We start from the raw sequence: 20,040 nt of genomic DNA on the forward strand, positions 1-20,040 counted from the left end.
CTATCGAACACATGTTCGAGTCATTGGAGATCGATACCGGTGCCGGCGAGTCGGTGCTGGTCGAGCGCATCGCCGCCCTCGAGCGGCTCAAGGCCGCGGCCGCGGCGGGCCAGGCGCGGTTGGCGGTAGCCCTGGATCAGGCGCGGCGGTCCGCGGAGATGGCGGCCGGTGTCCCGGCGGCCCGGCGCGGGCGCGGGGTCGCCACCGAGGTGGCGCTGGCCCGGCGGGATTCACCGGCTCGTGGTGGCCGGCACCTGGGGTTCGCGAAGGCCCTGGTGCACGAAATGCCGCACACGCTGGTGGCCCTGGAGACCGGCGTGCTGTCGGAATGGCGGGCCACCCTCGTGGTGCGCGAGTCCGCCTGCCTTGACCTCGAGGACCGCCGCCGGCTGGATGCCGAACTGTGTTCAGACCCCGCCGCGCTGGAGGGTCTCGGCGATGCGGCGCTGACGGCCGCGGCCAAGGCCATCGCCTACCGGCTGGATCCGCATGCGGTCGTCGACCGCGCCGCCAAGGCCGAATCCGAGCGCACGGTCACCATCCGGCCCGCACCCGACACGATGACCTATGTGACGGCGCTGCTGCCGGTCGCGCAGGGGGTGTCGGTGTACGCGGCGCTCAAGCGGGAAGCCGACCTGAGCTGCGACGGGCGCTCGCGCGGCCAGGTGATGGCCGACACCCTGCTCGAGCGGGTGACCGGGCGGCCGGCCGGCCAGGCGGTCCCGGTCACGATCAACGTGGTGATCTCCGACCAGGCGCTCTTCGGGGCGGAGTCGGCGTCGGCGGCCATCGCGGGCTACGGCTCGGTGCCCTCGGCGGTCGCGCAGAAGTTGGTCACCGGCGCCGTGGCCGACCGGCGGTCGCGGGCCGCGCTGCGCCGACTCTACGCCCGACCGGACAGTGGGGCGCTGGTGGCCATGGACTCGCGCTCACGGCTGTTCCCCAAGGCTTTGGCTGAGTTTATCGAACTGCGTGACCAGCGCTGCCGGATGCCGTACTGCGATGCACCCATCCGCCACCGCGACCATGCCAAGCCGTATAGCCGCGGCGGACCCACCAGCGCGCTCAACGGCCTGGGCATCTGCGAGGCCTGCAACTACACCAAAGAGGCTGCCGGCTGGACGGTGACAACGAGGTTCAACGAAAGCGGCAGGCACACAGCCGAATTCACTACACCGGCCGGCGGGCACTACCAGTCCGTCGCACCACCAGCGCCCGGCACGGCAGCGACGGAGCCCGGTGAGATCGAGGTCCGCGTCGCCTGAGCTCCTATGGTTGATCGATGCCCGAGGGCGACACCGTCTTCCACACCGCGGCCAACCTGCGCGATGCGCTGGTGGGCAAGACACTGACCCGCTGCGACGTTCGGGTGCCGCAGTACGCCACCGTCGACCTGACCGGCCACGCCGTCGACGAGGTGATCAGTCGAGGCAAGCACCTGTTCATCCGGGTCGGGCCGGCCAGCATTCACTCGCACCTGAAGATGGACGGCAGCTGGCGGGTCACACCCCGCGGGAAACCCACTAGGCAGGCCTCCAAGGTTCGAATCCTGCTGGAGACAGCTGATATTCAGGCCGCGGGTATCGACCTGGGAGTGCTGGAGGTTCTGGACTGCGAACACGACATGGACGTCGTCGCCCACCTCGGCCCCGATCTGCTCGGCCCAGACTGGGATCCCAAAGTCGCGGCGGCCAACCTGACCGTCGACCCCGATCGTCCGATCGCCGCCGCACTGCTGGACCAGCGGGTGTTGGCCGGGGTGGGCAATGTGTACTGCAACGAGCTGTGCTTCGTGTTCGGCCGGTTGCCCACCAGCCCGGTCAGTACCCTGGCCGATCCGCTACGGGTCGCCACACGCGCTCGAGACATGTTGTGGGCCAACCGGGCCCGATGGAACCGCACCACAACCGGCAATCTCAGACCGGGCCAGGAACTGTGGGTATACGGCCGGGCGGGCCAACTGTGCCGCCGCTGCGGCACCCCGATCCAGCGCGCCGAGTCCTCGGATGCCGCCGGTGAGAGGGTTACATACTGGTGTCCGGCGTGCCAGTGCTGACGGGGTGACCGATCTCGCTCATCGCCTTGGCCACCGCATCCTCGAGGGTGTTGACCGTCGACTTATCCATCCTCAACACCGTCATCTTCGTGGCGCGGTACAGCGTGTTCTCGACGGGGGCCCGGCCGTTCGGATAGACCACCGTGAGCACCACACCGGTGCCTGCTTCGAGGGCCTCGCCGATCTCGTGACGTAGGCCGATGCGCAGCTCGTGCTCGGCGAAGGAAGCCGCCAACGCACCGGCTGCCCCACCGAGCACAGCGCCGAGGCCGATCGGCGGGATGAACACGCCCAGCAGGAATCCCAGGCCCACGCCGATTCCCGCGCCAACCCGTCCGTGCCGATTGGTCGCCTCGACCACCTGTGGGTGCCCGTCGGCGTCCTTGGTGATCAGGGCGGCGGCCCGCAACTCCAGACCGTGCTTGACCCTCTTCTCCAACTCGTGGAAGTCGGTGCGGGCACGCTCGAGATCGGCGTACGCGGCAATGAGAATCTGCTCGTGGTCGTCATCCATGGGCCAAATCGTGACCCAGATCACGCCCCGCGGCTAGGGACCGAAGGCCACAGCCGCAAGGGCACTGCGACCTTTCAGCCCAGCACCGACGTCAGCCCAGCACCGACGGTGAGGTGGCGACCAGGTCGCCCTACAGCTCAGCTGAGCTGACGAAGTTCCGCTGCACCCCGGTGATCGGGTCGTCGAACTCCAGCCGCCGCGCCACCAGGCGCAGGGGTGCCGAGAAATCGTCGGCGGCCACGTCGATGACGTCGGGATAGAGCGGGTCGTTGTCGATCGGAATGCCCAGTCTCGCCATGTGCACCCGCAGTTGGTGAGTGCGCCCGGTACGTGGGGTCAGCTGATAGCGGCCGTCACCCAGCGCCTCCACCAACGTCTCGGCGTTCGGCTCGCCGGGCTCCTCCACGGCTTGTAGTTGACCGCGCCGCTTGATGATCCGGCTGCGCACCACCGTCGGGAAGTCGATACGGCGCGGCACCGACGAGCGGGCCAGATACGTCTTGCGCACCTGACCCTGGGCGAACAACGTCTGGTACGCACCACGAACCTCCCGGCGCACGGTGAACAGCAGCACCCCCGCCGTTAGCCGGTCCAGCCGGTGCGCCGGACTGAGTTCAGGCAGGCCGAGCTCACGGCGCAGCCGCACCAGCGTGGTCTGGACGACATGGCCGCCGCGGGGCATGGTGGCCAAGAAGTGCGGCTTGTCCGCGACGACGATGTCGTCGTCGCGGTGGAGCACCGGGATCTCAAAGGGAACCGACACCTCCTCGGGCAACTGCCGGTAGAGGAAGACGTGCGCGCCGGGCGCCAGCACGGTGGCCGGGGTGATCACCACGCCGTCGGCGTCGACGACCTCACCGGCGAGCACCTTGGCCCGGCCGTCCGGGCCGAACCGTCGGCCGAACTCATCGGCGACATTACCGCCCTGCAGCCGCAGCCGCGCCGGCCCCAGCCCGTCGCGCACCGGCAGCGGTGGCGGCCTCAAATCTGCGGCACCGGTTCGAGAATCTCCGCGCGGGCCTCCGGCGCCGAGGCGCGCAGCGCGTCGGCCGAGGCGTCATCGGGCTGAGCCTGCGAAAGCACCTCGGCCTCCACCCGCGCCAGGTACGTCGCGACCTCGCGGGCGCAGTCGGCGTCGCTCCAGCCCAAGATCGGCGCGACGATGCCGGCGACCTCAGCGGCGCAGTCCACGCCGCGGTGCGGGTACTCGATCGAGATCCGCATCCGCCGGGCCAGGATGTCCTCGAGGTGCAACGCTCCCTCGGCGGCCGCCGCGTAGGCCGCCTCGACTTTCAAGTACACCGGGGCGTCGGTGATCGGCTCGAGAAGCTCCGGCCGGTCGACCGCCAGCTGCAGCACCTCCCCGATCAGCGAGCCGTAGCGGTCCAGCAGGTGGCGCACCCGGTACGGGTGCAGGTCGTAGCGGGCGCCCACCGTCTGGGTCTGGTTGACCAGCGCGAAGTAGCCGTCGGCACCCATCAGCGGCACCTTCTCGGTGATCGACGGTGCAACCCGCGCCGGGATGTACTCGGCGGCGGCGTCGACGGCGTCTTCGGCCATCACCCGGTAGGTGGTGTACTTGCCGCCCGCGATGGCCACCAGTCCCGGCGAGGGCACCGCCACCGCGTGCTCACGAGACAGCTTCGAGGTCTCTTCGCTCTCCCCGGCCAGCAGCGGCCGCAGCCCGGCGTACACACCGTCGATGTCGTCGTGGGTCAGCGGGGTGGCCAGCACGGAGTTGACGGTGTCGAGGATGTAGTCGATGTCGACCTTGGTCGCCGCCGGGTGAGCCAGGTCGAGATTCCAGTCGGTGTCGGTGGTCCCGATGATCCAGTGTGTGCCCCACGGGATGACGAACAGCACCGACTTCTCGGTGCGCAGGATGATCGCCACCTCGGACACGATCCGGTCGCGCGGGACGACCACGTGCACGCCTTTGGACGCGCGCACCCGAAACCGGCCGCGTTCCTTGGACAGCGCCTGGATCTCGTCGGTCCACACCCCGGTGGCGTTGATCACCACGTGACCACGCACCTCGGTGACCGCGCCGTCCTCGGAGTCACGGACCGCCACGCCGACCACCCGGTCACCCTCGCGCAGAAGCGACACCACCTGGGTCGAGGTCCGCACCACCGCGCCGTAGTGCGCCGCGGTGCGCGCCACCGTCATGGTGTGCCGGGCGTCGTCGACCACGGTGTCGTAGTAGCGGATACCGCCGATCAGTGAGCTGCGCTTGAGCCCAGGCGCCAGCCGCAGCGCACCGGATTTCGTCAAATGCTTTTGCGCGGGAACGGATTTTGCGCCACCGAGCTGGTCGTAGAGGAAGATGCCGGCGGCGATGTAGGGCCGCTCCCACACCCGCTTGGTCAACGGGAACAGGAACGGCAGCGGCTTGACCAGGTGCGGCGCCAGCGTGGTCAGCGAGAGTTCGCGCTCGTGCAGCGCCTCGCGAACCAGGCCGAATTCCAGCTGTTCGAGGTAGCGCAGACCGCCGTGGAACATCTTCGAACTGCGGCTCGACGTGCCCGAGGCGAAGTCGCGCGCCTCGACCAGCGCCACCTTCAGACCGCGGGTCGCGGCGTCCAGGGCGCAGCCGGCGCCGACGACGCCGCCGCCGATGACGATGACGTCGAACTGCTCGCTGCCCAGCCGCTCCCATGCCTCTGCCCGCTGCGCTGGTCCGAGGAGGGTCTGGCCGTTGCCCGGTCGGAGGATCGGGTCGCTCATAGGGCCCAGGCTAGTCGAGATCGTCGTGGGCCATGAGACGGCGGGCGGCCTCGACGATCGATCCGGACAGCGACGGGTACACCGACAATGTCTGTGCCAGTTCGGTCACCGAGGTCCGGGTCTGCACCGCCAGCGCGATGGGCAGGATCAGCTCCGAGGCGATCGGGGCGACCACCACCCCACCGATGACCATGCCAGAGGCCGGGCGGCAGAAGATCTTGACGAAGCCGCGGCGCAGCAGCGACATCTTGGCCCTGGCGTTGGTGCTCAGCGGCAGGTTCAGGGTGCGCGCGGGCACGGTCCCGTCGTCGATCGCGGTCTGCGGCACCCCCACGGCGGCGATCTCGGGACGGGTGAACGTGGCCGAGGCCACAGTGCGCAGCCGGATCGGGGACACTCCCTCACCGAGCGCGTGGTACATCGCGATGCGGCCCTGCATCGCCGCGACCGAGGCCAGCGGCAGCAGCCCGGTGCAATCGCCGGCTGCGTAGATGCCCGAGGCCGCGGTCCGCGACACGCGGTCGACCGGGATGTATTTGCCGGGGCCCAGTTCGATGCCCACCCGCTCGAGGCCTAGGTCGCCGGTGTTGGGCACCGAGCCGACGGTCATCAGGGCGTGGCTGCCGTCGACGGTGCGGCCGTCGGCAATGGTCACCCGCACGCCGTCGGTGGTGCGGACCACCGAGTCGGCGCGGGCGTTCTTGACCAGCGTCACACCGCGTTCGGCGAACACCTCTTCCAGCACGGCGGCGGCGTCGCTGTCCTCGTGCGGCAGGATCTGGTCGCGGCTGGCGACGACGGTGACGGTGACGCCGAGCTCGGTGTAGGCGTTGCAGAACTCCGCGCCGGTGACGCCGGAGCCGACGATCACCAGGTGCTCGGGCAACTCGTCGAGGTCGTAGAGCTGACGCCAGTTCAGGATGCGCTCGCCGTCGGGCACGGCGCTGGGCAGCACCCGGGGACTCGCGCCGGTGGCGATGAGCACCACGTCGGCCTCGAGGATGCCGATCTTGCCGTCGTGTGTGGTGACTCTCACACGGTGGTGCGCCAATCCGGGCACGTCGTCGATCAGCTCACCGCGGCCGGCAACCACGTTGACCTTCTCCCGCAGCAGCTGGGTGCCGATGTCGGCGGACTGCGAGCGGGCCAGCGTCTTGACGCGGTTGTTGATCTGCGGCAGCGAGATCTTGGCGTGTTCGACGCCGATGTCGAAGCCAAGGCCCGAGGCACGGCGCAGTTCGGTGCGCAAGCCGGTCGAGGCGATGAAGGTCTTGGACGGAACGCAGTCGAAGAGCACGCATGCCCCGCCGATCCCGTCGGAGTCGACGATGGTGACCTCGGCGACGTCCTTGCCCCGGGATGCGGCGACCAGCGCGGCCTCGTAGCCCGCCGGGCCCCCGCCGATGATCACGATCCGCGTCGTCACGCGCCTATCTAATCACCAGGTCCCTGCGCTCCTCGCCCGAAGAACCTTTAGGCTTTCCCCCGTGCCGCTCTACGCCGCCTACGGCTCCAACATGCATCCAGAGCAGATGCTGGAGCGGGCACCCCACTCCCCGATGGCCGGCACGGGCTGGCTGCACGGCTGGCGCCTGACCTTCGCCGGTGAGGACATCGGCTGGGAGGGCGCGCTGGCCACCCTTGTCGAAGACCCGGACTCCCGCGTGTTCGTCGTGCTCTACGACATGACGCCGGCCGACGAGGAGACCCTGGACCGCTGGGAAGGGTCCGAGCTGGGTTTCCACAAGAAGATCCGGTGCCGCATCGAGCGCGAATCCTCGGACACCACAACCGATCCCGTGCTGGCGTGGCTGTACGTGGTGGACGCCTGGGAGGGTGGCCTACCGTCGGCCCGCTACCTCGGGGTGATGGCCGACGCGGCCGAGATCGCCGGAGCCCCGGCGGAGTATGTACGCGATCTGCGGACCCGTCCGGCCCGCAACATCGGACCGGGCCACGGCGGCGGCTAGCTTCTCCTCACGAGCGTGCGTGTCGGCACGCCGACACGCCGTGGCAGCGTGCACTTCACGCACACCCACGCGCAACTAGATGGGCATGAATGCGCCCGACCAGCGCACTTGGGTGGCGCCGCACGTCGTCGGCGACGATCGGCACGACGAGCCAACCGAGGTCCTGCAATGCCGCTAGCTTCTCCCGATCGCGCCGAAGCGCTTCGGCGCCGAGGTGCCATTCACCGCTGTCGTACTCGGCGGCAACCGTGTGTTCCGGCCACGCGAAGTCGAGCCTGCGCAACCTTCCTCGGGCATCGACAAGCTCGTACTGCAGTACCGGGGTGGGCAGGCCGCCGTCGATCATGACGAGGCGGGCCTCGCTTTCCATCGGAGACTCGGCTCTGCCGTCGGCGTGCGGAACGAGGTCGCGGACGTTCACGATGCCCCGGCGCCCCTGCTGCGCCGCCACGACTCGCGACAGCCCGTCGCGGCTGCAACGCCCCGAGCGCAGTGCGGCATCGAGCGTGGCAAGGGCCCTCGGGCGCCGCAATGTGCGAGCCACTTCGACGGCCGTCCACGCCGGTGTCGTTGTCGGCCGCCCCGACACCGTGATCAGCGGCGCACCGTCACGGCGGTGCACGAAAAGCCCTTCGGCATGCCGCAGCTGATGTCCAGCGGGGTTCAGCACATGCAAGTCGCTGCCACCCTGGGTGTCGAAACCGTAAGCGCAGGCCGCAGTGTCCATGCAGATGCCGACGACCTCGCCGCAGAGCAAGTCGAGACCTCTGAGCCTGCGATCCGAGTCAGCTACACCGAGGCTGTACACCCCACGCCAGATACGTTCTAATGCAGTACATTCCAGCAGCATCTCAAGATGGCGCCGACTCACAACGGTAAGGATCTGCCCGGCCGTCGCCACCCCGCCCTGGCTGTCGAAAAGCGCAGTGAGCTCGTCATGCACGCCGGTGATGCTGCTCGCCCGTTGAGCGACCGAAAAGTCACCCCTGTGGACGACGAGCGTGCACGAAATGCCCACCCGCACGGTGGGTCGCTGCGCCGACACGCACACTCACGGCCGGGGGGCTAGGCACGCGACTGGGTGAACTCCCAAGCGGCCGCGACGATCTCGTCGAGAGTCGTGTGGCGGGGCTTCCAGCCCAGCTCGGCGATCGCCTTCTCGCTGGAGGCGATCAGCACGGCCGGGTCGCCGGCTCGGCGCTCCACGTCGCGCGCGGCGATCGGTTTGCCGACCACCCGTTCGCAGCACGCGATGACCTCGCGCACCGAGAAGCCGGTCCCGTTGCCCAGGTTGTAGATCCGGTGCGCGCCCGGCTGCGCGGTCTGCAGCGCCAGCACATGCGCATCGGCGAGGTCGCGGACGTGGATGTAGTCGCGGATGCACGTCCCGTCCGGGGTCGGCCAGTCGTCGCCGAACACCAGGATCTCCTCGCGCTTGCCGGTGGCCACCTGCAACACCAGCGGAATGAGGTGTGTCTCGGTGGCGTGGCGCTCACCCAGACCGGCGTAGGCGCCGGCGACGTTGAAGTAGCGCAAGCTGGTGGCCGCCATGCCGTGCGCGGCGGCATACGACGTGATCGCGTGGTCGATGGCGAGCTTGGTGGCGCCATAGGCGTTCGTCGGCCGCGTCGGCGCATCCTCAGTGATCGGCACCGACTCCGGCTCGCCGTAGGTGGCGGCCGTCGAGGAGAACACCAGCCGCGGGGTGCCCGCCGCGCGCATCGCCTCGAGCAGCTGCAGCGTCTTGACGACGTTGCCGTGCCAGTACAGCTCCGGTGCCACCACCGATTCGCCCACCAGGGACTTGGCCGCGAAATGCAGCACCCCGTCGAAGAACCCGTCACCGAGCAGCTCCGGGGCCGCGTCGGCCATGTCGGCCTGCACGAACCGCGCGCCCTCGGGCACCGCATCGGCGTTGCCGGTCGACAAGTCGTCGACCACCACCACCTCATGCCCCTCCTCGAGGAGCACCTTGGCGCACACGCTGCCCACATATCCGGCCCCGCCGGTCACCAACAGTTTCATCAGAAGTCCCCCGTCTGGTCGACAACGTTGACCAACACCCGCACCCCGACCGCCAGCGCACGCTCGTCCAAGTCGAACGTCGGCTGATGCAGATCCAGCTGCGGCCCCTGGCCGCTCCACACACCCAGGCGGGCCATGGCGCCGGGCACCTGCTCGAGATACCAGGAGAAGTCCTCGCCGCCCCCGGACTGCCGGGTGTCGGCCAGCGCCTCGGGGTTCACGGCCTCGATGGCGTGCGTCATGATCTGGGTGGAGCGCTCCTCGTTGACCACCGGCGGAACCCCGCGATGGTACCGCAGCGAATGTTCGATGCCCAGCGGCGCCAACAGGCCCGACACCGTCTCGCGGACAAGGGCTTCCATCGACACCCAGGTTTCCCTGCTCGCGGTGCGAACGGTGCCCGCGAGGGTGCCGGTCTGCGGAATGGCGTTGGCCGCGACGCCGGCGTTGGCCGCACCCCACACCATCACCGTGCTGTGCCGCGGGTCGATCCGCCGCGAGAGCACCCCGGGCAGGCCGGTGATCAACGTGCCCATCCCATAGACCAGATCCGAGGTCAGGTGCGGCCGCGAGGTGTGCCCGCCCGGCGAGTGCAGGGTGATTTCGAGCGAGTCCGCCGCCGAAGTAATCGGGCCGGGGATGATCGCCACCCGGCCGACCGCCAGCCGAGGATCGCAATGCAGCGCGAAGATCCGCGACACCCCGGTCAGCGCGCCGGCCGCGATCGCGTCGATGGCGCCGCCGGGCATCAGCTCCTCGGCGGGCTGGAAGAGCAGCCGCACCGCGACCGGAAGTTGGGGCACCGAGGCCAGCGCCGTCGCGGCGCCGAGCAGCATCGCGGTGTGCGCGTCGTGGCCACAGGCGTGGGCGACGTTGGGCACGGTCGAGCTGTGCGGGGCGCCGGTTCGCTCGGCCATCGGCAGCGCGTCCATGTCGGCGCGCAACGCGATCCGCGGCGCATGCTCCGGGCCGAAATCGCACGTCAGACCCGTCCCGCCGGGCAGCACCTTGGGGTTGAGCCCCGCCTCGACCAGCCGGTCGGCGACGAACTGGGTGGTGGCGAACTCCTGGCGACCCAGTTCGGGATGGCGGTGGATGTGGCGGCGCCACTCCACCAGGTCGTCGTAGTGAGCGGCCAGCCAGGATTCGGCGGTGTCGGCCAGACTCATGGCCGGACCGCCTTGCAATCCAGCACCCGGTCCCGCTCGGCGGTCGTCTCGGCCAGTGCAACGACCGTGCGCGCCAACATGATTGCGCCCTCGATCACGGCCCGGTCGGCGCTCGGCCCGGCGGCCGCCGCGGCGAAGCCCGGCTGGTGGATTAGCGCCCCCCCGGCGTCGATGCCGACGACGGGATGGATGCCGGGAAGCAGTTGCGTGACGTTGCCCATGTCGGTGCTGCCCAGCGGCATGGCGGCCTCCACCTCGGCCGGCACCGGGGTCCGCCCGAGCCGGATCATCTCGGCGCGGAACACCTCGGCCAGCCAGCTGTCGGGGGTTAGTTCGGCGTACGCCGGAGCCGCCTCGACGATGTCGTAGCGGCATCCGGTCGCCACCGCGCCCGCCTCGAAGCAGCCACGCATCTTGTCCTCAAGCGCCCGCCGCGAGGCGCTGTCGATGGCCCGCATCGTGTACTGCAGCCGGGCCCGGCCGGGGATGACGTTGGTGGCAGATCCGCCATCGGTGACGATGCCGTGCGCCATCTGGCCCGGGGCCATCTGCTGACGCAGCAGCCCGATGGCGACCTGCGCGACGGTCACCGCGTCGGCGGCGTTGACACCCAGGTACGGCGCGACGGCGGCGTGCGACTCGCGACCGGTGTAGGTCACCGTCACTTCGGACAGCGACAGCGAGCGCGCGGCGGCGATGTCGATGGGCCCGGGATGGAGCATGACCGCGGCGGCGACGTCGTCGAACACGCCGGCCTCGATCAGCAGGGCCTTGCCGCCACCGGACTCCTCGGCGGGTGTGCCGATCAGGGCCACCGTCAGCCCGAGGTCGTCGGCGACGTCCGCCAGCGCCAGGGCGGTGCCTACGGCCGAGGCGGCGATGATGTTGTGTCCGCAGGCGTGCCCGATCCCGGGTAGGGCGTCATATTCGGCGCAGATGCCGATGACCAATGGGCCGGATCCGTAGTCGGCCCGGAACGCGGTGGACAGCCCGCCGGGCGCCGCACAGACCGCGAACCCGCGCTCGGCCACCAGGGCCTGGGTCTTCGCACAGCTGCGGTGTTCGTTGAACGCCAGCTCCGGCTCGGCGTGAATGGAGTGCGAGAGCTCGATCAGATCGCTGCGACGGGCCGCGACGACGTCCTCGGTGCGGGTCGACGCGGTGATCGTTGGCATCCCGGAAGTATCGCATTCTTCCCCGGACGCATCGTCGTCACGACGATAGGCTGCCTGGCTGTGGGTCCAGACGCCGAGCACGCGGCATCCGTCATCGCCGAGCGCACCGGTGTGCCTCGCCACCATGTGGCCATCATCCTCGGCTCGGGCTGGGCTCCGGCAGCCGAGGCGCTGGGCACACCGGCCGCCGAGGTCCCGATGTCCGGGCTGCCGGGCTTCATCCCCCCATCCGCCCTCGGGCATCGCGGTCGCGTGCTGTCGGTCCCGATCGGCTCGCATAACGTCCTGGTGTTCCTCGGCCGGATCCACGCCTACGAGGGCCACGAACTGTGTGACGTGGTCCACCCGGTGCGCACGGCGCGCGCAGCTGGCGCCGAGGTCGTGGTCCTGACGAACGCGGCGGGCGGCCTTCGATCGGACTACCGGGTCGGCCAGCCGGTGCTGATCAGCGACCACCTGAACCTGACCGCCCGCTCCCCGCTGACCGGTGCGCAGTTCGTGGACCTGGTCGACGCGTACTCGCCGCGGCTTCGGGCCCTGGCCCGTGAGGTCGACCCCACCCTGGCCGAGGGCGTGTACGCCGGGCTTCCCGGCCCGCATTACGAGACGCCGGCCGAGATCAGGATGCTGCGCACGCTGGGCGCCGACCTGGTCGGCATGTCGACGGTGCACGAGACGATCGCCGCGCGGGCGGCGGGCGCCGAAGTGCTCGCAGTGTCGTTGGTGACCAACCTGGCCGCCGGGATGACCGGCGAGCCGCTCAGTCACGCCGAGGTGCTGGCCGCCGGCCGCGCGTCCGCGACGGCGATGGGTTCGCTGCTGGGGTCGGTGCTGGCCCGCCTCTGAGTCAGCCGCAGGTATAACTTGGTTATGAGCACGCGCGTCTGCAGGTGCCAGTGCAGTCGCTGACCGACCCATGAGGCCCGAGGAATGGATCGCCCACGATCCCGATCCGGTGACCGCTGCCGAGCTGGCCGCACGCGACGCCGACGAACTGGCCGCGCGGTTCGCACACCCGATGACCTTCGGCACAGCCGGGCTGCGCGGCCCGGTCCGCGGCGGACCCGACTCGATGAACGTGGCGGTGGTGACCCGGGCCAGCTGGGCGGTGGCCCAGGTGCTCAAGGATCGAGGCCTGGGCGGCTCCACGGTGGTCGTCGGCCGCGATGCCCGGCACGGCTCGGACGCTTTCGCCTCAGCAACCGCTGAAGTGATTGCCGCGCAGGGCTTTTCGGTGCTCGCCTTCCCGCACCCGGTGCCGACGCCCGTCGTCGCGTTCGCGGTCCGTCACACCGTCGCGGCCGCCGGCGTGCAGATCACCGCCTCCCACAACCCGGCGAGCGACAACGGCTACAAGGTGTACTTCGACGGCGGCCTGCAGATCATCTCCCCGACCGACCGCGACATCGAGGCGGCGATGGCCGCCGCTCCGCCGGCTGATGAGATCCCCCGCGAATCTGTCACCGCCACCGGCACCGAACTCGTGGACGCCTACGTCCAGCGCGCCGCCGCCGTGCGCCGTGGTGCGGGATCTGTTCGGGTGGCGCTGACAGCCATGCACGGCGTCGGCGGTGAGCTGGCGCTGCGCGCGCTGCATCTGGCCGGCTTCGCCGACGTGCACACGGTGGCAAGCCAATTCGCGCCCGATCCGGACTTCCCGACCGTGGCCTTCCCCAACCCGGAGGAGCCCGGCGCCACCGACGGCCTGCTCGCGCTGGCTGCCCGCGTCGGCGCCGACATCGCCATCGCGCTGGATCCCGATGCCGACCGCTGCGCGGTCGGCATCCCCACCGTCGCCGGCTGGCGTATGCTCTCCGGTGACGAAACCGGTTGGCTGCTAGGCGATTACATCTTGGCCGCGATGCCAGCCGGGCAGGCCGCCGCCAGCGTGGTGGCCAGTAGCGTCGTCTCCTCCCAGCTGCTCGCCGCGATCGCGGCCGATCACGGCGCCCGCCACGTGCAGACCCTGACCGGATTCAAGTGGCTGGCCCGTGCCGATGCCGGAATCCCCGGGGCGAAGCTGGTGTACGCCTACGAGGAGGCAATCGGCCACTGCGTCGACCCGGCCGCCGTGCGTGACAAGGACGGCATCAGCGCCGCGGTGCTGGCGTGCGACCTGGTGGCTGCCCTTGGGATGCGACGCGATTCGGTGCCGGGGGCCCTCGACGGGCTGGCGTTGCGCCACGGTGTGCACACCACGGCGGCGCTGTCACGCCGCGTGGAGGACCCGGGTCAGGCGGCGGCGATGATGGCCCGGCTGCGGGCGCACCCCCCCGTCCAGCTGGCCGGCTTTCCGGTCACCGCCAGCGACCTGCTCGAGGCACTCGGCCAGCAGCGCACCGACGCGCTGATCCTGGCCGGAGGCGATGAGCAGACCTCGGTGCGGGTGGTGGTGCGCCCGTCGGGTACCGAGCCGAAAGTCAAGTGCTACACCGAAGTTCGCCGGGCTGTCGCCGGCGAGCTGACCGCGGCGCGCCGCGCCGCCGCCGAGATCCAGCGAGAACTGCTCGACGCCGCGCGCGGGTGGTAGTCAGCGCGGCCCGAACTGACGGTCGCCGGCATCGCCGAGTCCCGGCACGATGTAGGCGATGTCGTTGAGCCCGTCGTCGATGGCGGCGGTGTAGAGCTTGGCCTCCGGCGCGGCCTTTTCCAGGGCGGCGATCCCCTCGGGTGCGCACACCACACACACCACCGTGATTTCTACCGCGCCGCGGCCGTGCAGCAGCCCGATCGTGTAGGCCATCGAGCCGCCGGTGGCCAGCATCGGGTCGAGCACCATCACCGGCTGGGCGCTCAGGTCGGCGGGCAGCGACTCCAGGTAGGGCGTCGGCTGGTGGGTGGTCTCGTCGCGGACGACACCGACGAAGCCGACCCGCGCCTCGGGAATGAGGGCGTGCGCCTGGTCCACCATGCCCAGGCCGGCGCGTAGCACGGGCACCAGCAGCGGCGGGCGGGCCAGCCGCGCACCGATGGTGTCGGCCAGCGGAGTGCGCACGCTGATCTCCTCGCACACCGCGTCACGAGTGGCCTCATAGACCAGCATGTGGGTCAGGTCGCGCAGCGCCGAACGGAACGCGGCGTTGCCGGTGCGCTCGTCACGCAAGGTGGTCAGCCGTGTGGCGGCCAGCGGGTGGTTGACGACACGCACATCCATGCGCAGAGACTGTATGCGGCCTGCTAGTGCAAGGGTGTCCAGACGGCGTCGTTAGGCTGTCCGGCATGGCTGCTGAGCTCGTTCCGGTCCGCTTGGGTGTGACCGCTGGTGACCTGTACACACTGTGGGCCCCGCGCTGGCGCGACGCCGGCGACGAGTGGGAGGCGTTCCTCGGCAAGGACGACGACCTCTACGCCTTCGAATCGGTGGCCGACCTGGTCGCGTTCGTGCGGACCAACACCGACAACGACCTGGCCGACCACCCGGCGTGGGAGGCTCTGGCCGCGGCGAATGCGCACAAGCTCGAGCCGCGGGAGAACCGGCATGCCGACCTGATCGCCGTCGAGGAGCTGCTGGCCGACAAGCCAACCGAGGAGTCGGTGACCACGCTGGCCAACACGCTGGCTGTGGTGTCGTCGATCGGTTCGGTGTGCGAACTGCCCGCAGTCACCCGCTTCTTCAACGGCAACCCCAACCTCGGCCTGGTGGCCGGCGGCATCGAGCAGTTCACCGGTAAGGCGGGGCTCAAGCGCTGGAGCAATATCGGTGACATCGTGGCGCGGGGCTGGGACGGCGTGCTGGCGGCGATCGACGAGGTGATCTCCACGCCGGACGTCGACGAGCGGGCCTCCAAGCTGGCCGCCGACGAACTGACCGAACCGTACGAAGAGGAGATCGACGAGGAGGATATCGCCGACTCCGAAGACGGCGACGAGGATTCCGAGTCGGCGGTCGAGGCCGCCCCGCACGCGGCCGTGGTGCTCGCCAGCGACGAGGACTTCTGGGCCGAGGTCGGAATCGACCCGGTGCGGATCATGACGGCCGGCGGCACGCTGTACACGCTGCGCTGCTACTTCGACGACCGGCCGATCTTCCTCGGCCGCAACGGCCGCATCAGCGTGTTCGGATCCGAGCGGGCACTGGCCCGGTACCTGGCCGACGAGCACGACCACGACCTGTCCGACCTGAGTACCTACGACGACATCCGCACCGCGGCCACCGACGGCTCGCTGCGCGTCGAGGTCACCGACGACAACATCTACGTGCTGACCGGGCTGTCCGACGACATCTCCGACGGGCCGGACGCCATCGACCGCGATCAGCTCGAGCTGGCCGTGGAGCTGGTTCGCGACGTCGGGGACTACTCCGAGGAAGACACCGTCGACCGGCTGCTCGGTGACGACCGTTCGCTGGGCAAGCTGGTCAACTATGTGCTTGAGCCCGACGAGCACCCGCGCCCCGGCGCCCCGTACGCGGCGGCGGTCAAGGAGTGGGAAGAGCTGGAACGCTTCGTGGAGTCGCGGCTGCGCCGCGAGTGACGATGAGTTGAGTCCGGCCGAGCAGTCAGTACCGGCATGATCAATCGACACGTCACCGTTCCCGGGGCCACCCTGCACTACGAGATCCGCGGCGAGGGACCGCTGCTGCTGGTGATCGGCTCACCGATGGGCGCCGCGGAGTTCGCCCCGCTGGCCGAGGCCTTGGCGGGCGATCACACCGTGGTCACCTACGACCCGCGGGGACACGGCACGAGCGCCACCTCCGCCCCGGACGACGACGCCACCCCCGATCAGCGCGCCGACGACGTCGCGGCAATCCTCGACGACCTGGGTGCGGCCGACGCCGACGTGCTGGTGGCCGGCCGTGCCGACCGGGTCCGGACGCTGGTGGCCCACGAACCGCCGCTGCTGGAGTTGTTGCCCGATGCCGAGCAGCAGCGCGGCGCGACCGATGCGATCGTCGACACGTTCCGCGCCGAGGGCTTCGGTCCCGCGTGGCACCGGTTCATGGTCACCGCTTCTTCGAACACGAACTGCGGCCGACGACCAGGTATCTACCCGACAGAGGGGCGCTGTCGGCGCACCACATCGTGGTGGGGGTCGGCGAGGACTCCGGACACCCCCTCACCTACCGCACCAGCGTCGAGCTCGCCGAACTGCTGGGGGTCAAAGTTGCGGAGTTCCCGGGAGACCACGGCGGATTCCTCGGGGCGCCAACCCAATTCGCAGACCGGCTGCGAGAGGTCCTGATTCGGCCGCGTCCGGAGTGAGGGGCGCAAGCTCGTCGGTGTCGGTGTCGGTGTCGGACTCCAGTGGCGCGACCGAACCCTCGGCGGCGGCCGCCGCGCGGGCGGCCAACTTGGCCTCCTGGTACTTCACCCGCGGGGGCTGGGAGGGCCACCAGTTCGCTTCTCCGACAAGGACAGCCATCGCCGGAACTGTGAGCGTCCGCACGATGAAGGTGTCCAACAGCAGGCCGACACCGATCACGAAGCCCATCTGCACGGCGGTGAGAATGCTGCTGACGGTGATGGCCAGCATCGACGCAGCGAAGATCAGGCCCGCCGACGTGATCACTCCGCCCGTCGCGCCGACCGTCCGGATAACGGCCGAGCGCACCCCGTACTTCGCCTCATCCCGGATCCGCGATATCAACAGCAGGTTGTAGTCGGCGCCGACGGCCACCAGGACCATGAAAGCCATTCCGGGCACACCCCAGGACAGTTCCTGCTTGAGGATGAGCTGGAACACCACGACCCCGATGCCGAGCGCCGCGCCGTACGAAAGCACCACCGAGACAACGAGATACAGCGGTGCGACCAGTGCGCGCAGCAGCACGACCAAGATCAGGAACACCACGACCAGGGTCATGATCATGATGTAACGGATGTCGCCGTTGTAATAGCTGCGAACGTCGGCGTTGATCGAAGACAAGCCGACCATAGAAATGGTGGCACCATCGAGCATCGTATTAGGGCGTGCGCTGTTGGCGGTGTCGACAATGGCCGTGACCTGGTCCATCGCCTGGGTACTGAACGGGTTCAGGGCGGTTTGAACCAGGTATCGGGCAGAATGTCCGTCCTCCGAGATGAACAGTTTGGCGGCCTTCTTGAACTCGTCCTGGCTGAGGATCTGCGGGGGAATGTAGAAGCCGGACATCGGCGGGTCGGCGGCCTCCCGCTTCATCGCCAGTAGGAACGCCGAAGCCTGGTCCAACCCGTTTCCAAGGTTGCGCGTCTGGTCGACCAGAAGCTGGACACCCATTGCCAGTTGACGACTCGAATCGGCCAGCAGGTTCGCCCCCTGGACCGCGTCGTTGATCTTCTTCTCCACGCCGCCCGGTTCGCCTACGCCCAGGGATCGCGCGGCGGTCGTGGCCTTTTGGATGTTCTGGCCGAGCGTCTTCACCAGGTCGTCGAGCTTCTCGGTCCCGTTCGTCGCCTGCAACTGGCGGCCGATGTCGGCGATTGCCGCCATCGCCGGGGTGTTGCTCGAATCGACGATGCGCTGCAGATCCGAGCGGGACGCCACGCACTCGGGATCGGCGTCGCATTGCGGACTCTGGTTGAGCGCGTTGACCAACGGGGTCGCCCAATCGGTCACATCACTGATCCGGGCCACGTTGAGGCCCAGCGCGTCGCCAAGCGAGCGCATGCTGCCCAGCAGTGCCGCCGTCTTGTCGAGCTGGTTGAGCGTGGTGGCTCCGCCGTACTTGCGGGACATGTCGTCCAGCGCGCTGGCCAGCCCGCGCACGCTGACAATGGAACCCACCAGCTGGTTGCGGATCTGGTTCAGCACGTCGGCCATCTTGTCGGCGCCGCCGGTGAGCTGCGACAGCTTGTCGTCGTTGGTCGCGATCAGGTCCGACGCCTCACCGAGCTTGGTTCCCACCTCACCGGCCTGATACGTGGCCTTGGCCTGTTCGAGCATCTGCCCGGTCGGCCGGGTGAGACCCCGCACCATGTCGATGTTGGGCAGCTGCGCCACCCGGGCAGCCATCTGCTCCATGTCGGCCAGCGCCTTGGGGCTACGCAGATCGTTCGGTGACTGGATGAAGAGGAACTGCTGGAGGGTGCTGCTGATCGGGAAGTGCTTGTCCATCACCTGATAGCTGCGATTGCTCTCCGAATCAGGCGGCAGGTTCTTGCGGTCGTCGTAGTTGAACTTGGTCAGCGCGGTACATGCGGCCAGGGCTCCCAGAATGATGACGCTGGTGACGAGGTACAGGGCAGGCCTGCGGACGATCTGAATGCCGGACCGCCGCCACATCCGGCGAGTGAGGTCCTTGCGTTGCTTGACCCAGCCGCGCCGGCCGGCGAGCACGATCAGCGCCGGGAGCAGCGTGATCGCGGCGAGGAAGCCGACGGTGATGGTGACCGCCAGGACTGGGCCCACTGTCGAGAAGATCGCCAGTTTGGTGAACGACATCCCGAGGAAGGTCAGGGCGACGGTGCCCGCCGACCCGGCGATCACCTCGCCGATGGAGACCAGTGCCTCGACCAGCGCGTCGTCGGACGCCATGCCGGTCTTGAGGAGTTCCTGGTAGCGGCTGTAGAGGAAGACGGCGTAGTCGATCCCGGCGCCCATCATCATGCCGGTCATCAGGACGATGGTCTGGCTTCCAACGCCGAGCCCCAACTCGCCGAGACCGGCCACCAACTGCTGCGCAACGACGAGCGAGACGCCGATCGTGATCAGCGGCATGATCATGGCGACGAGACTGCGGTAGACGATGATGAGGATCCCGAACACCATGACGACGGTGACCGCCTCGATCAGGTGCTGGTCTTTCACGCCGACTTCATTGAGATCCTCGAACGTCGCCGCGCCGCCGACCACGTTGACCTGCAGCGACGACCCCGCGGTCGCGTCTTTCACCGTCTTGGCGAAATTGCGGTACGCCTCCTGACCCGACGGGGTGCCCATGGTGCCGGCCAGGCTGACCGGCAAGTTCCACGCCTTCTGGTCCTTGCTGGTCATGACTTCGCGCAACTCGGGGATGCGGACGAAGTCCTGAAGAGACGTCACATTCTTCGTGTCGGCCCTGAGCTTGTCCACGAGGTTGCGATACGTCGCCTCGTCCGCCGGCGTCAGGCCGTTCTCGTTGCTGAGAATGATCGCCGAGAAGTTGCCGGTGTCGGCCTCCTTGAAGGCCTTCTGCATCTCCTGACCGGTGACCAGGACCGGAGCGTTCTTCGGCAGGAAGTCCGGCGTCTTCTCCGCAGCCACCACCGCGAGCGGCCGAATGAGGATGAACAGTGCCCCGGCAAGGGCGATCCAAGCCGCGATGACCAGCAAAGGGTGACGGACAATGATCCGCCCCAGGCCGTGGAAAAAACGATCTGCGGACACGCCTTTGAAGATGGCGCGCTTGGACATCATTCCAAGTTACATGGAGCGGCTGTCAATAACGGTATCGCTGCAGCTCAGTGGCCGCAACGTTCCGGTATCGAGAATTGTCACACCCCGC

At 69.1% G+C, this 20,040-nt stretch carries 17 protein-coding genes; 7 read left to right on the forward strand and 10 right to left on the reverse strand.

The features are described 5' to 3' along the window. The first annotated feature begins 11 nt into the window (after positions 1–11). Positions 12–1,265: an HNH endonuclease gene (locus tag K9U37_RS18920; protein ID WP_243073001.1), complete on the forward strand. Its 1,254-nt coding sequence runs from the start codon at positions 12–14 to the stop codon at positions 1,263–1,265. Positions 1,266–1,282: 17 nt separating this feature from the next. Continuing rightward, on the forward strand, positions 1,283–2,056 hold the full coding sequence (gene nei2 / locus K9U37_RS18925; RefSeq protein ID WP_243073002.1) for an endonuclease VIII Nei2: 774 nt from the start codon (positions 1,283–1,285) through the stop codon (positions 2,054–2,056). Here nei2 and K9U37_RS18930 read toward each other — a convergent pair. The 4 genes from K9U37_RS18930 to K9U37_RS18945 all read right to left on the reverse strand — a co-directional run bounded on the left by K9U37_RS18930 (position 2,025) and on the right by K9U37_RS18945 (position 6,723). Next, positions 2,025–2,570, reverse strand: coding sequence for a DUF1269 domain-containing protein (locus K9U37_RS18930; protein ID WP_243073003.1), 546 nt, complete (start codon positions 2,568–2,570; stop codon positions 2,025–2,027). The two genes, nei2 and K9U37_RS18930, sit on opposite strands and share 32 nt — an antisense overlap. Before the next feature lie 130 nt (positions 2,571–2,700). Further along, complete coding sequence (locus K9U37_RS18935; RefSeq protein ID WP_243073004.1) at positions 2,701–3,555, reverse strand: pseudouridine synthase; 855 nt, start codon at positions 3,553–3,555, stop codon at positions 2,701–2,703. Further along, positions 3,552–5,297, reverse strand: a complete 1,746-nt coding sequence (gene glpD / locus K9U37_RS18940; RefSeq protein WP_243073005.1) for a glycerol-3-phosphate dehydrogenase — start codon at positions 5,295–5,297, stop codon at positions 3,552–3,554. The genes K9U37_RS18935 and glpD overlap by 4 nt, the downstream gene beginning before the upstream one ends. A gap of 10 nt (positions 5,298–5,307) precedes the next feature. Then, positions 5,308–6,723, reverse strand: coding sequence for an NAD(P)H-quinone dehydrogenase (locus tag K9U37_RS18945; RefSeq protein ID WP_243073006.1), 1,416 nt, complete (start codon positions 6,721–6,723; stop codon positions 5,308–5,310). Between the two features lie 61 nt (positions 6,724–6,784). Here K9U37_RS18945 and K9U37_RS18950 point away from each other — a divergent pair, with 61 nt between their 5' ends. Further along, positions 6,785–7,267 carry a gamma-glutamylcyclotransferase family protein gene (locus tag K9U37_RS18950; RefSeq protein WP_243073007.1) on the forward strand — a complete coding sequence of 161 codons (483 nt, stop codon included), beginning with the start codon at positions 6,785–6,787 and terminating at the stop codon, positions 7,265–7,267. Between the two features lie 55 nt (positions 7,268–7,322). On the opposite strand, the gene K9U37_RS18955 is transcribed toward K9U37_RS18950, so the two are convergent. The 4 genes from K9U37_RS18955 to K9U37_RS18970 all read right to left on the reverse strand — a co-directional run bounded on the left by K9U37_RS18955 (position 7,323) and on the right by K9U37_RS18970 (position 11,636). Then, the gene (locus K9U37_RS18955) at positions 7,323–8,210 is read right to left on the reverse strand and encodes a type IV toxin-antitoxin system AbiEi family antitoxin (protein WP_243073008.1); all 888 of its coding nucleotides are present in this window, start codon (positions 8,208–8,210) and stop codon (positions 7,323–7,325) included. A gap of 122 nt (positions 8,211–8,332) precedes the next feature. Then, complete coding sequence (galE, locus tag K9U37_RS18960) at positions 8,333–9,292, reverse strand: UDP-glucose 4-epimerase GalE (protein WP_243073009.1); 960 nt, start codon at positions 9,290–9,292, stop codon at positions 8,333–8,335. Continuing rightward, entirely contained in the window at positions 9,292–10,461 is a 1,170-nt protein-coding gene (locus K9U37_RS18965) for an amidohydrolase (RefSeq protein WP_243073010.1), read from the reverse strand. Before K9U37_RS18965 ends, galE begins: the two co-directional genes overlap by 1 nt. Beyond that, positions 10,458–11,636, reverse strand: coding sequence for a M20 family metallopeptidase (locus K9U37_RS18970; RefSeq protein ID WP_243073011.1), 1,179 nt, complete (start codon positions 11,634–11,636; stop codon positions 10,458–10,460). Before K9U37_RS18970 ends, K9U37_RS18965 begins: the two co-directional genes overlap by 4 nt. A 45-nt stretch (positions 11,637–11,681) precedes the next feature. Here K9U37_RS18970 and K9U37_RS18975 point away from each other — a divergent pair, with 45 nt between their 5' ends. After that, positions 11,682–12,482, forward strand: a complete 801-nt coding sequence (locus K9U37_RS18975; protein ID WP_243073470.1) for a purine-nucleoside phosphorylase — start codon at positions 11,682–11,684, stop codon at positions 12,480–12,482. Positions 12,483–12,552: 70 nt separating this feature from the next. Continuing rightward, positions 12,553–14,166, forward strand: coding sequence for a phospho-sugar mutase (locus K9U37_RS18980; RefSeq protein ID WP_243073012.1), 1,614 nt, complete (start codon positions 12,553–12,555; stop codon positions 14,164–14,166). Here K9U37_RS18980 and upp read toward each other — a convergent pair whose 3' ends face one another. Then, positions 14,167–14,790: a uracil phosphoribosyltransferase gene (upp, locus tag K9U37_RS18985; RefSeq protein WP_243073013.1), complete on the reverse strand. Its 624-nt coding sequence runs from the start codon at positions 14,788–14,790 to the stop codon at positions 14,167–14,169. A 65-nt stretch (positions 14,791–14,855) separates the two neighbouring features. Between upp and satS the strand changes: the two genes are divergently transcribed. After that, positions 14,856–16,109, forward strand: coding sequence for a protein export chaperone SatS (gene satS / locus K9U37_RS18990; protein WP_243073014.1), 1,254 nt, complete (start codon positions 14,856–14,858; stop codon positions 16,107–16,109). 36 nt (positions 16,110–16,145) lie between these two features. Further along, on the forward strand, positions 16,146–16,820 hold the full coding sequence (locus K9U37_RS18995) for an alpha/beta fold hydrolase (RefSeq protein ID WP_308197415.1): 675 nt from the start codon (positions 16,146–16,148) through the stop codon (positions 16,818–16,820). Here the strand turns inward: K9U37_RS18995 and K9U37_RS19000 are convergent. Further along, positions 16,737–19,949, reverse strand: a complete 3,213-nt coding sequence (locus K9U37_RS19000) for an MMPL/RND family transporter (protein ID WP_243073015.1) — start codon at positions 19,947–19,949, stop codon at positions 16,737–16,739. The two genes, K9U37_RS18995 and K9U37_RS19000, sit on opposite strands and share 84 nt — an antisense overlap. Positions 19,950–20,040: the final 91 nt, after the last annotated feature.

Origin of the sequence: Candidatus Mycolicibacterium alkanivorans, from assembly GCF_022760805.1 — a bacterium.
Taxonomy (GTDB): Bacteria; Actinomycetota; Actinomycetes; order Mycobacteriales; family Mycobacteriaceae; genus Mycobacterium; species Mycobacterium alkanivorans.

Coding starts and splice junctions, on each gene's coding strand:
- K9U37_RS18995 (WP_308197415.1), top strand. CDS start 16,146: ATGATCAATCGACACGTCACCGTTCCCGGGGCCACCCTGCACTACGAG.
- upp (WP_243073013.1), bottom strand. CDS start 14,790: ATGGATGTGCGTGTCGTCAACCACCCGCTGGCCGCCACACGGCTGACC.
- K9U37_RS18980 (WP_243073012.1), top strand. CDS start 12,553: ATGAGGCCCGAGGAATGGATCGCCCACGATCCCGATCCGGTGACCGCT.
- K9U37_RS18930 (WP_243073003.1), bottom strand. CDS start 2,570: ATGGATGACGACCACGAGCAGATTCTCATTGCCGCGTACGCCGATCTC.
- satS (WP_243073014.1), top strand. CDS start 14,856: ATGGCTGCTGAGCTCGTTCCGGTCCGCTTGGGTGTGACCGCTGGTGAC.
- nei2 (WP_243073002.1), top strand. CDS start 1,283: ATGCCCGAGGGCGACACCGTCTTCCACACCGCGGCCAACCTGCGCGAT.
- K9U37_RS18965 (WP_243073010.1), bottom strand. CDS start 10,461: ATGAGTCTGGCCGACACCGCCGAATCCTGGCTGGCCGCTCACTACGAC.
- galE (WP_243073009.1), bottom strand. CDS start 9,292: ATGAAACTGTTGGTGACCGGCGGGGCCGGATATGTGGGCAGCGTGTGC.
- glpD (WP_243073005.1), bottom strand. CDS start 5,297: ATGAGCGACCCGATCCTCCGACCGGGCAACGGCCAGACCCTCCTCGGA.
- K9U37_RS18920 (WP_243073001.1), top strand. CDS start 12: ATGTTCGAGTCATTGGAGATCGATACCGGTGCCGGCGAGTCGGTGCTG.
- K9U37_RS19000 (WP_243073015.1), bottom strand. CDS start 19,949: ATGTCCAAGCGCGCCATCTTCAAAGGCGTGTCCGCAGATCGTTTTTTC.
- K9U37_RS18970 (WP_243073011.1), bottom strand. CDS start 11,636: ATGCCAACGATCACCGCGTCGACCCGCACCGAGGACGTCGTCGCGGCC.